The organism is Vibrio sp. 2-2(8) (assembly GCF_963888495.1).
GTDB lineage: Bacteria > Pseudomonadota > Gammaproteobacteria > Enterobacterales > Vibrionaceae > Vibrio > Vibrio anguillarum.
Genome location: NZ_CAWPJM010000002.1, coordinates 68783 through 80494, shown reverse-complemented (window position 1 = coordinate 80494; position 11712 = coordinate 68783). Strand labels below are relative to the sequence as shown.

The window sequence follows — 11712 nt, the reverse complement described above, 5'->3', positions numbered from 1 at the left end:
GCCTCTTTTTTTATTTTCGACTAGTCGAGATGTTTTTTAATCCATTCGAATAGACTTTCGTATTAACTTTAGCCAAGTAGCTTAAGCGATAAAAACACTGTCGGTATTCCTCTTGATGAGAATCTTTCCCCTTATGAATGTAATAAGTAGAGTTACTTGGGAAATGCACACTACTTCTCACCTCAAAGTAATTAATACCTAAAGCACTTGCCCACGCCTCTTTTATCATTGAAGACAAATTACCACTATCCTTAGTAACATCCCCCAAACAAAAGTAAACATCTTTATTAAGAAATAATGCCACATGATAATGAGGATTTTCTGAACTTAGTTGCTCCCTTACCCAAACGTATCTTAAATTACATTTACCAATTTTATTCTTTGTTTTTAAGTCATATTTTATTTTTTCCTTTAACGAAGAAAAAAACCTAGAAATATCGCCACAATTATAATTTTCATAATAACCAGGATATCTAAGATCAATTCTCTGCACGTAAACTCGATTATATTCAGCCAAAGAAAAATCTAAAACATCCTTAATAGCAATCAAATATTCCTTGCATAATGGACCATGTTCTTTAATGACAGGATTAGAGAAAAATCTCTCGCCATAGAAAAGAGTCAGGTTTGAATTTTGAATTAAACGTTTCATTAGTCACCTCTATGATTAACTTGTTCATAGAAGATAACTACCTTGTTATTTTTAAGGTTCTTACTAGACCTATATTACTATACCAACATAATCGAACTAATTACTTTAGCTACCCGCCTTCTGTACCAATGCTAGTCTAGAGAGAATATCACGCTCTGCCACTCTGGAAAAACATTACCGCAACGTCAAAAATCAACACAGAGGGTCTTACTACAGCAGAAAATGACCATCTCATCGCATAAATGCCTTAAGAGGATAGACTTGAACCACCATAAATATCGACAATAAACCTACATTTAATCAACTTAAAACAGTCAACAAATCGACAATAAACAACTCAAAAAAATACAAAAAATTGACATGAATGAAAAGGAAATAAAAATGAAAACGCTACCTACTTATATACGCAATGATATATATGACATAATTTCAAAAGATACATTTGAGTTAGTTGCATATCATCTATCGTTAAACTTTAAAGACACAAGCGAATATTCATATAACAAAAAAATATTTAGCATTGACGATGACAATTGCGCAATATCATTAAAAATATCCTCAATAGAAACATATATGATTGATATATCATTTGGAACAAGGAATACTCAACTTTCCCCTACCAGTCGTGACATAAGACTTACAAAAGATGCAATCAATAATATTTTAAAAATTGAAAGACAAAAAGAAACAATATCATTCTCTGATATAGAATGGGTAAAAAAAGACAATAAAAGGCAGTGTTTATATTTGTTTTGCATACTTTTAACATTAGACAATAAATATGAACGTTTAATGTTCCCTCCAGAAGATCATGAAATAAACTTCATTGAAATGATAATAGAAAAATACATTCATAAAAACACTAAGTCTATACTAGACCATTTTAACCCTAATATAATACATGATTTCAATTTAATATATGAGCATTTACTTCTATATTTTTTATCGATAAACAAAGATTCCGCCATCAGAGAAATGGACCGATTAAAATACTTATGGAGCATGGCAATTAAAGACGACAACTACTCTTGGATAGATAAAAAAAACACAGTTCAAATTAACTGGATCATAGAATACTTAAAAAAATCAAACATAGAGCTTTGGTTTATAAAAAATAACGAAGATATTGATTATAAGTATTACTCATGCTTAAGTCTTCTCGACTTATGGCAAGAGAATTATTTCATACCAGAAATTGGAAGCAAAGATTACTTCTTAGAAAAAATGAAAAGATCTTGGTCTCAACAAAAGTATAGGCTTAGTGTAAAAAATAAGAAATCAATAAATTTACGAGTAGATAAAGAAATAGAGAAAAAGATTAATAAGTTATGCGCTGATTCAAAATTAACAAAAAGCCAACTCATTGAGTCGCTATTGAACAAATAAATAAATCTAAATATTAATCCAAGGGATTATAATTCCCCCATTGTTAAGCCTGCCTTCATTAATGAAAGCAGGCTTAAGGATTATAAAAATAGATTTTATTAGTTCACTCGATGATTAGAGATCCGTTGAGCAATCCACTCCTGCACCTCGCCTTCTACCCAAGCTACAGCACGACCACCCAATTGAACTTGGGTCGGGAACTGGTTTTCTTCAATAAAGCGGTACAAACTAGAGCGAGACAAACCAGTCATAGTTAGCACTTCTCGAAAGCGGATCAAACGAATGTTGTTCTCTGGCATATTCACACCTCCCAGGTTGGTTAGTTGCAAGAAGATGACATATGTCTGAATAGTTTTTGATTAGGTGCAAATTGGCTTTAAGTCATTTACGCTACTGCTTTATCAGGGCCCATAAGGATGGATAAAAACTTAAAAGATAAATTAGATAGAAGTGCCATTGGGTAAGTAGCAACAATTTATGGGTACACTAAAAGGTACACCATTAAAAATCAAATCAACACAATTAAAATAGAAACAATAACTTAAGCATTAAAATCAACTTACGCCAGCCCACCAATCACTAGTAACGGGACGTCTCAGGACGTCCCGTTTTCTTTTCTAAACCCTTGTAATATCTAGCTTTAAGTGGTTCAGGGAGTCTCATCGAGATTCACTTAATCTCTGTCACTTCGTAACATTCCTCGTAACACTGCCACAGCTCACCTCAACCACTTTGTTCATTCAAGGTAACTGTTATTTATTACGAACAACTTGCATCACTGTACAAACTATTAACGCCCTACTTCCTATCGCAGCTTTCATCGCTGAAATCATCCACTCTGCTCATCAAAACTTTTGACTTACAGATTACGAGTAACAATTTACTCACAACTTAAAAGAAAATGACTTTAAGAGTAAAACTTTACTCATTGATAAGTAGGGTGTTGTCGATGGAAGAACTAACCGTACAAGCTTTTATCAAAGGTGAATGGATAGATATTGGTATTATCTCGTTCCCTAAAAGTAGCCAACATAATTTCCGAGTAACTGAACTCAACTACCTCAGCGACTATGCGCTAGAACATCACGATATAAAGATGACTTTCACGCTGTTTCACTCAACCACCCTGTCTCATTCTTTTTTAATGACATGGGTAAACCTGGATGGTTAAAGTTTCTAGACGATATTATGCCTAGCGGCGCTAGTAGACGGTACTGGATTAAATACCTAGATATTGAAGACCTTAGTTCAGATGAACAAGACTATGTTTTGCTCAAGTTTGGCACGATGTCGCCTATTGGCAACTCAAACCATTTGGCTTAAAAGTCGGACGGCTCCCCTCTTCTCCCGATGCGTTAAAATCGCTTCAGTATCAGCGCTCTTGATTTAGATTAAGTTGCTATAACAAGCTAGCATTTTTAAATGATTTAGGAATACATGGACGCGGGTTCAGTTCCTTTTGAAGTAGGAAATTGATGATTTTGCCAGGTGGCTCTAAACAATGGCAACTCAATGACTATCGCTCAATAAATAGAAAGCGCGCCAATCTCAACTTAGGACGCCACCCTGATGTTTCTCTTGTACAAATGCGGAGGTCAGTTTACACACCCGCAGTTATGCATTCGTTTGTTGCTGATGGGTAGCGGCTGTAGTGAGTTTATCGGCGCGGAAAAGCTTGTAAGCCATAATGCCAATAACCAACGCTTTGATAATCATCATTTGTGGGTTACCGAAATAGGCAGCCATACCAACAAACCCCGATAAGAACATGAGCAAACGGAACCTTTTCAGGTCAGTCATATACAGTGCCAACAAAATTAACGCGAGATCGCCAAACTGCAAGGCTTCGGCAAGTGTGGGGTTATTGATAAAGCTGCTTACGGCCACATAAGCAATATAAAGAATACCGCTCGCCATCAAAGCCGCAGCAGAATTGATCACCATTTTGCTGGTGTTAGTAAAATCTTTCACATATCGATATGCGTTAATGGCACCAACCGACAGGTTAAGGATGACTTTAGGCCACCAGCCCATCAAAATTGACCAAGCAATGTCATTCGCAGCCGAAGCAAATGCAGCATAGCGAGTAAACTTCATCGAATTAAAAATAGTGAGTGATATATAGAATGCGACAGATGTCCATCCTAATACTTCGCGTAATATATCAAGCAAAATATGGTCTCTTTTTACATAGAATCATCATCCACAACAATGAAACTATCTGCTACTAATAAGGCCAGTAGTGGTTTATAAACCCACCACCTAGCCGTTGGGCGCAGGATAATATCACGGCATTCGGTATAAATCCTAGAAAAGACTCTTATCAATACACGCTTATTCTCGAAAATATGTTTCTCAATTTTGGAAACAAAACTGCAAACTCAACAAACGCATCACCACTCCCCTTTTGACACATTCAATCATCCCTGAATGAAAATTAACTGACGTACGCTAACTCATTCAGCGAGGAGAACGAACCGCAACCACTTTCGTCTCAATCAACTGGTAACGAATCCCAGCTTGGTCAAACGACTGGCGCAGCGCCGTTAAATTCCGGTGATAGGTCACTTGCCGACCAGATGCCGTCTTCACTTTCATTACCATATTACTCATACACTTATCCTCTACACTTAACCGATTGGTTGCATCAAACTATGCTATTTTGAATATTTATAACCAAACAACTTGGAGTTGCAGGTAGCAAGGAAATCGTTATTGTGCGAACTCTTTGAGTGCTGCCATCGCCTTTTCTGCCTTCTCTTGTTGCACAAAAATATGGTCATGATAATAGCCCGCCATCACATTAGCGCTGATGCCATACGAAGCTAGCTTAGTTGCAAAAGCGGCCGTTAAACCCACCGCCTCTAAACTTGAATGAACCGTCAGCGTAATTAAGCTGAATACCGATTCAAAATCGAGCTGCGCCGCAATGGCCTTTTGCTGCTCAACGACCAAGGTCAGCCCTTCACGCTCTTGAAATGTCGCCACGGGTTCTAAATGCAAATAATCGGCTAATGCCCCTTGCACAGTACAAAACACATAACTTCCGCCCACCAACTCGGGTGACATGGATTGCAGTAAAACTTCTAAATCAGTAATCGCTGTCATATTTTCTTTCTCATTCAAATTGAAGCCGAAGTGCAGAGTAAAGCCCTCTGTGGAATAAGTGAAATTAATAATATTAATGGTTAATTAGTCATTCTTATTGAATAGAACATCACTTGAGTTCTATGGCGACTTTAGGCTAGCTGTCTGCGCACGAAAAACTTAAAACAACTCAGTTGATCACACTTGTATTGCAATCAATTGAGCCTTTGGTATTAGATAGTTAGAATAGCGTTCACTTTGAGGAGCGATTATGTCTATCGAGTTCTACAACCAAAATGCCCAACTGTTTTTTGCATCAACCAAAGAAGTAGATACCCATTCGCTGATGGAACACTTTACGCCCCATATTCCAAAAGGGGGCATCATCCTTGATGCTGGTTGTGGTTCTGGCAGAGATGCAAAAAGTTTCATTGAGCAGGGTTATAAAGTGGTGGCATTTGACGCCAGTGAAGAATTAGCAAGCTTAGCATCTCAACTGCTTCAAATTCCGGTCATCGTTTCAACCTTTGCTGATTTTCAAAGTGATCAATCTTTTGATGGTATTTGGGCTTGCGCATCGTTACTGCATGTTGGTGAGTTGGATCTTCCAGATACCTTTACTCATTTAGCTTCTCAGCTAAAACCATTTGCCCCTCTATATTGTTCTTTTAAATATGGAACAGGGGAAGTGGAACGTGATGGCCGTCGATTTACCAACGGTGATGAACAACGTTTAGCACAATGGATCGCTCATGCCCCATTGAATGTGGCAAAAATCTGGATAACCAATGATTTAAGAGCGGATCGCCAAAATGAACAATGGTTAAATGCCATTTTGATAAAAAGTGAAGAGCGATGAGCGCTCATAGAAACAAGGGTCTAGCCACTTTATATAGCGGTCCAAAACTAAGTGCGGGAGGGAAACAAGACCCGCTACTTCCTAAGTTAATCCAAGCCATTAACCACGCTAGTGAAATAGAGATCTCGGTTTCTTTCGTTCAACCTTCCGGATTGGATTTACTATTTGACCCTATTCTTGACGCTCTAAAAAGTGGAGCCTCACTCAAATTACTGACTTCGGACTATCTAGCAATAACCCACCCAGTAGCATTACGACGCCTTATGATATTGGCGGAACGTGGAGCGCAATGCCGTATTTTTACTTGTGAAAGTCAACATAGCTTTCATATGAAATCCTACATTTTTGTTAAAACAGAACAAGGGATCATCAGTGAAGGGGGTGCTTGGGTCGGTTCAAATAACATCAGTAAAACAGCATTACTACAAAGCTATGAGTGGGCTTTACGCCACGATTTTGAGCAACCAGCCACTTCACCCGCAGCGCAAGAATTTGAATATATTCGTGAGCAGTTTTCAGCTATTTTTTCTCATGAACAGAGTATGACTCTCTCCCATCACTGGATAGACGACTACTTACTGCGCTACAAAAAACTGTCAATGCAACGTTCATTAACACTGTTGGATGGAGCCGATGAAGCACCGGAGATACCTACCCCAAACTCAATGCAAGTGTTGGCTTTATCAGCGCTAAACCAGAGCCGTGAGCAAGGCTATGTACGTGGCTTGGTTGTCTTAGCGACTGGAATGGGAAAAACATGGTTAGCCGCTTTTGATGCTCAACAGATGCAAGCAAAACGCGTCTTGTTTGTTGCCCATCGAGAAGAAATTCTGACTCAAGCTGAAAGCACATTTAGTAAATTAATACCTAACGCTAAAACTGGCTTATACAACGGAGCTGAAAAAACAGAGGAAGCTGATTATCTTTTTGCTTCAGTCGCCACCTTAGGTAAAAAAGCGCAGTTAGCGCGCTTCAAAGCCGATGATTTTGACTATATTGTTGTCGATGAATTTCATCACGCGAGTGCGCGTAGTTACCGAGATTTACTCGCTTATTTTCAACCAGCGTTTCTTTTAGGCTTAACCGCAACACCCGAGCGCTCTGATCAAGCCGATATATTATCGCTTTGCGACAACAATTTAGTGTTTGAGCGTAACTTGGTGCATGGCATTGATGAGAAAATTTTAGTGCCATTTCATTACTACGGTATTTACGATCAATTCGTCGATTATCAAGAAATCCCTTGGCGCAATGGCAAATTTGACCCTACAGCTTTGGACAGTGCATTTGCAACCAAGCAGCGTGCCGAACATATTTATCAACATTGGTTTGACAGAAAACAACAGCGTACATTAGCTTTCTGTATTTCTAAACGTCATGCTGATTACATGGCGAAATACTTTTCCAAACAAGGCGTTCGCGCTATCGCCGTCTATAGTGACTCTCAAATACGTCGAAACGACGCCTTAAAACAGTTGAATGAAGGAAGTATCGACATTCTTTTTTCTGTCGACCTGTTCAATGAAGGAACCGATCTACCAGCGATTGATACCATTTTGATGATTCGCCCCACCGAATCAAAAATACTCTTTTTACAGCAATTAGGCCGCGGTTTGCGCCAATCTCCGAGTACAGGTAAACAGCAATTAATGGTGTTAGATTTTATCGGTAATCACTCTTCATTTTTAAATCGGCCCGCAACCCTACTCAATGTGGGTTCACTGAAAGAAATAGTCAAAGCGACCAACCAAACCACTTCGTTAGCGGCCGGTTGCTATGTCAACTTTGATCCACAACTGCTGCAATTTTGGCAAACCTTAGCAAAACAGATACGTTCAACTGCGGCTGAAGATTACCAAGATCTCAAACATCAACTCGCACACCGACCAAGTGCCGCCGAATTTTTCCACCATGGCTATGATCTCAGTAAAGTACGCCGCTCGATGAAAAGTTGGTTTAGGTTCGTGGCAGACCAAGAAAGTGACTTAGCACTGACTCAACGACTGACGAAATATGACGAGTTTTTGCTCAAAGCAGTCGAAATCACAGCGATGAGCAAATGCTTTAAAGCCGTTTTACTTGAAGCACTATTAGAGCTTGATGGTTTGAGAAAGCCCCAACATTGAATGAGCTAGCGATTCAAAGTCATAAAGTGTTATCACGTAGACCTGATTTGATGCGACGAGATCTCACCGAACAAGCCAAGCAATTTAGCGCCACAGGATCCGAATGGCTAAATTACTGGAATCGAAACCCAGTCAAAGCGTTTACAAGCCCAGACTCTTCTGGCCATGCATGGTTTAAGGTGGATAATCATCGCTTTGTACCCACTTTTGCTGTAGACAATGCCGATTTGCCACAGCTTCATGATTTTATTCAAGAACTTGTCGATTTGCGCTTTGCCGAATACATACAGCGAGTCAGTAAGCAAGAAGCACACTCAAACTCGAAGCCAATCCAAACTTCGGCCAAGATCCTTCCGTTGCCAAACCAAGCAGGCGAAAAAGGTACCTATTTGCCTCTCTACCCCGATCTAAAAATTGCTTGCGGTCATTTCAAGCAAGGTACTCATGATACTCAAGATCAATATTTAGTCGCCGCTGGTTACGGTAAGCTTGATCCAACAAGACATTTCATTGCCCCCGCTTCAGGTAACTCAATGAATGGGGGTAAAAACCCGATTCAAGATGGTGATTTACTACTACTTGAATGGGTCACACCAAAGAGCGCAGGTTCAATTTCTAATCTGGTCATGGCGATTGAAACTCAAGATGAAACGGGTGATAACCACTACTTGCTACGCGTAGTACGCAAAATAGGACTAAACCATTATCAGCTTGAGGCACAAAACGCTGACTACGCTCCCATGCTCGCAACCGACAGCATGCGTACTTTTGCTCGGCTCAAAGCCACCCTCCGTTAATATTGCGTGCTTTCTGACGCTCGATTGGGAAAATAAACATAAAACCAAAATAACCACCAGTTGTTTTGTGACAGGCAGCAAATAAAGAGACGATAAATTTGCGCTTGAAATAGCGATTCAAATCACCTTTTCAGCGCATTTATTCCCATAAATCTTATTCACACATCACATAAAACCGCGCGAATGTTACTGGCCACGGTTTATTTCCATTTGGAAGTGGAAATAGGGCTTATCCACCCTTGCTCCCTTTTACGCTATTTTCTTCTCCAAGCTAAACATTTGGAGAATCCCACGGTGCAAAACTCTCAACCCATTAGCATGGATGATGCACAGATTATAGAGCTTGGCTTGTCGCTCACCGAACGAGCCATTGCCTTGCTTAATTCACACGCTATCTACCCCGATTCGCTACAGAAAAAAATGCTCGAAACACACATCAAAGCGATGGTTTGGCGCTCATTTAGCGGTGAATCGTTGCCTGAACTCGATATGGAGATGTTTGATGAAATCTCTCCCATTTGTTTCACCTTGGCCGAGCAAGTGTGTCGTTGGATGGAGAACCTCGCTTATGAAGAAGCGCATCTGCTTTCGGTCCATTTTGAAGTAGCTAAAGAAAATGAATTAAACCCAACAGCAGGAGAAACAACATGTCAGTAATCAAAGTCGTTATTGGTGATCGCATGGGCAAAGGTCAGAAAGTAGGATCTGGTGCTCAAGCGGCAGGCGCTGAAGTGACCGTTATTCCCGGCATGGCCGCAGACATGAAGTTAGGTGATGTCATGCATCAGCAGCAAGCCGATTTAGGGATTTCTTTTTGCGGCAGCGGCGGCGCAGGTGCTATCACAGCGCAAACAAAATATGGCTATCAATGCCGTTATGGAATGCGCTCTGTTGAGGAAGGAATAACCGCGATCAATGAAGGCTGTGTGGTTTTGGGTTTCGGCTTTATGGATAAAGAAGAGCTGGGCGAAAAACTGGTGAAGGCGTTTGTGGCTAAGCATGGCGTCAAAGCATGAAAGAACAGTTAACCACTAAGGTAACCGTGAGTGGCAAGGGCGAAACAAAGCAGCAGGCTTTTGCCGCGGCTTTAAGCCAAGTACAACCCACGTTGCTTAAGAATAACGCAAAAGTTCTCCTCCGGATTGAGCCGTTAGACGTCAACGTTTTGCAAGCAGAAGAGAAAGTAACGCGAGAGAAATTCCTTTTCTTCTTTCTTGCAAGAGATCGACGCCAATACAGCGTCAAGCTAGAGGTTACGGTCAGCCTGACCCACATCGATGTGGAACAGGTCGATTTCAAACGTTAACAGGTCACTATAAGGATCCCTGACATGTTTCTTATCATTCTCTTTAAGTCCATCATCATTGGTGGCTTAGTCGGTATCGGCGTTGGAGTAGGCGCGGCAAGGATGTTCCATGCTCCAACTATCCAAGGTATGGGTGCATTTCGTACTCTGGGAGAGTTGAACTCGTGTGAAGGCGACCCTGCCTCTCACTTCTCTTTTGGGCTTGGATTCTTCTTTAATGCTTGGGCCTCAACGGTTGCGGCAGGGGCATTCACTCAAGATGTTGACCACCGCATCATCCCGAACTGGGGTGCGGCGGCGCTGATGATAAAAAACCGCGACCTTGCCACTACCTTGCATGATCCAAAACGAATGGGCATTGCTTGCGCCATCATCGGTGCGATTGTGGTTGCGTTTCTTAACTCAACGGCGGCGGCCGTTCCTGCGGCGCTGCAAGTCACGGCAGTAAAGGTATTAGTACCAGCGGCAAACTTACTGGTGAATACCGTCATGCCGGTTATTTTCTGGCTAGCGGCAATTGAAGCGGGTAAGAAATCGGGCTTTTGGGCCACTATCTTTGGTGGTTTAGCTCAGATGATTATGGGCAACGCCGTTCCTGGTTTGGTGCTGGGTATTTTGATTGGTAAAGGTGTTGAAGAGAGTGGTTGGAACAGAGTAACTCAGATCATGATGACGGCGATTATTGCGCTGTTTGCGTTAAGTGCTTTCTTCCGCGGGTTCGACATGAAATTTATCGAAGCTTTCCATATGCAAGTTCCTTTGTGGCTTGAAAATATCCATCTCATGATCAGTGGCAAATAAGGAGTTGACCATGGACGAAAAAATGAAACACAACTTTTGGTATGCCGACTGGTCTTTCCCGATCTTTGTGGGCTTGCTTTCAGCCGGGGTTTTTGCCGGAACGCACATGTACTACTTATACGGTGTCGGTGCTTTTAACGAAGTGGCGTTTGTTTCCATGCTGCGAGCAGGGATGGATACAGGCGCGTACGGTGCGGTGGCCGCTTTTGGTGCAAGCTTTTTGTTTGCTCGCATCATTGAAGGTTCGCTCGTGGGCATTTTGGATATCGGTGGCGCAGTGCAAACCGGTGTGGGTTTAGGAATTCCAGCTTTACTACTGGGTGCTGGCATTGTTTATCCTCTTGAAAATTTCACCGCTTCGTTAATCACAGGCATGCTCGCTGGTTTGGCGATTGGTGGCTTAATTGTGCTGGCACGTAAATTTACCATCAACCAAAGCGATTCAACCTACGGGGCTGATGTGATGATGGGAGCAGGCAATAGCTCCGGCCGTTTTCTTGGACCATTGATCATTTTATCTGCGATGGCCGCTTCTATCCCAATTGGGATCGGCTCTCTAGGTGGCGCATTGATTTTCTATGTGTGGGGTAAACCGATTACGGGTGGTGCCATTCTCGGAGCGATGGCGTTAGGAGCTCTTTTTCCTATCGCACTGTAAAACAAGCTGGGGTTTAAATTCTACTGAGAATCGCTCTTCG

Annotated in this window: 12 protein-coding genes and 3 pseudogenes; 10 read left to right on the top strand and 5 right to left on the bottom strand. The window is 41.3% G+C overall.

The annotated features are described in order from the left end of the window. Positions 1-10 precede the first annotated feature (10 nt). Complete coding sequence (locus AACV12_RS01060) at positions 11-652, bottom strand: inovirus Gp2 family protein (RefSeq protein WP_170901287.1); 642 nt, start codon at positions 650-652, stop codon at positions 11-13. Positions 653-1033: 381 nt separating this feature from the next. On the opposite strand from AACV12_RS01060, the gene AACV12_RS01055 reads away from it, so the two are divergent. After that, a complete protein-coding gene (locus AACV12_RS01055) occupies positions 1034-2038 on the top strand; it encodes a CopG family transcriptional regulator (RefSeq protein ID WP_170901285.1) in 1005 nt (334 codons plus the stop codon). A gap of 98 nt (positions 2039-2136) precedes the next feature. On the opposite strand, the gene AACV12_RS01050 is transcribed toward AACV12_RS01055, so the two are convergent. Next, positions 2137-2337 carry a helix-turn-helix transcriptional regulator gene (locus tag AACV12_RS01050; protein WP_170901283.1) on the bottom strand — a complete coding sequence of 67 codons (201 nt, stop codon included), beginning with the start codon at positions 2335-2337 and terminating at the stop codon, positions 2137-2139. A 650-nt stretch (positions 2338-2987) separates the two neighbouring features. Between AACV12_RS01050 and AACV12_RS01045 the strand changes: the two are divergent. Together AACV12_RS01045 and AACV12_RS01040 are read left to right on the top strand one after the other, a co-directional pair. Beyond that, a pseudogene (locus AACV12_RS01045) lies at positions 2988-3343 on the top strand (type II toxin-antitoxin system HipA family toxin); the annotation flags it as partial. Positions 3344-3513: 170 nt separating this feature from the next. Beyond that, positions 3514-3636, top strand: a pseudogene (locus AACV12_RS01040) (integrase); the annotation flags it as partial. Between the two features lie 16 nt (positions 3637-3652). On the opposite strand, the gene AACV12_RS01035 reads toward AACV12_RS01040, so the two are convergent. The 3 genes from AACV12_RS01035 to AACV12_RS01025 all read right to left on the bottom strand — a co-directional run bounded on the left by AACV12_RS01035 (position 3653) and on the right by AACV12_RS01025 (position 5146). Next, positions 3653-4210 carry a hypothetical protein gene (locus AACV12_RS01035; protein ID WP_017045604.1) on the bottom strand — a complete coding sequence of 186 codons (558 nt, stop codon included), beginning with the start codon at positions 4208-4210 and terminating at the stop codon, positions 3653-3655. 288 nt (positions 4211-4498) lie between these two features. Further along, positions 4499-4651, bottom strand: coding sequence for a hypothetical protein (locus tag AACV12_RS01030; RefSeq protein WP_013857464.1), 153 nt, complete (start codon positions 4649-4651; stop codon positions 4499-4501). Between the two features lie 99 nt (positions 4652-4750). Continuing rightward, complete coding sequence (locus AACV12_RS01025) at positions 4751-5146, bottom strand: ACT domain-containing protein (protein WP_170899430.1); 396 nt, start codon at positions 5144-5146, stop codon at positions 4751-4753. A gap of 250 nt (positions 5147-5396) precedes the next feature. Between AACV12_RS01025 and AACV12_RS01020 the strand changes: the two genes are divergently transcribed. The 7 genes and pseudogenes from AACV12_RS01020 to AACV12_RS00990 all read left to right on the top strand — a co-directional run bounded on the left by AACV12_RS01020 (position 5397) and on the right by AACV12_RS00990 (position 11672). Continuing rightward, a complete protein-coding gene (locus tag AACV12_RS01020; protein ID WP_170901281.1) occupies positions 5397-5984 on the top strand; it encodes a class I SAM-dependent methyltransferase in 588 nt (195 codons plus the stop codon). Continuing rightward, a pseudogene (locus AACV12_RS01015) lies at positions 5981-8907 on the top strand (DEAD/DEAH box helicase family protein). Before AACV12_RS01020 ends, AACV12_RS01015 begins: the two are co-directional and overlap by 4 nt. 294 nt (positions 8908-9201) lie before the next feature. Beyond that, entirely contained in the window at positions 9202-9564 is a 363-nt protein-coding gene (locus tag AACV12_RS01010) for a transcriptional regulator (protein WP_228209387.1), read from the top strand. Then, positions 9555-9923 (top strand): SFCGS family glycine-rich protein, encoded by a 369-nt coding sequence (locus AACV12_RS01005; RefSeq protein ID WP_010320375.1) that lies wholly within the window; start codon positions 9555-9557, stop codon positions 9921-9923. The genes AACV12_RS01010 and AACV12_RS01005 overlap by 10 nt, the downstream gene beginning before the upstream one ends. Then, positions 9920-10213: a DUF4312 family protein gene (locus AACV12_RS01000; protein WP_017047947.1), complete on the top strand. Its 294-nt coding sequence runs from the start codon at positions 9920-9922 to the stop codon at positions 10211-10213. The genes AACV12_RS01005 and AACV12_RS01000 overlap by 4 nt, the downstream gene beginning before the upstream one ends. Before the next feature lie 24 nt (positions 10214-10237). Continuing rightward, positions 10238-11014, top strand: coding sequence for a DUF4311 domain-containing protein (locus tag AACV12_RS00995; RefSeq protein ID WP_017042959.1), 777 nt, complete (start codon positions 10238-10240; stop codon positions 11012-11014). Between the two features lie 10 nt (positions 11015-11024). Beyond that, positions 11025-11672, top strand: coding sequence for a DUF4310 family protein (locus AACV12_RS00990; protein ID WP_017045613.1), 648 nt, complete (start codon positions 11025-11027; stop codon positions 11670-11672). The last annotated feature ends 40 nt before the right edge of the window (positions 11673-11712 follow it).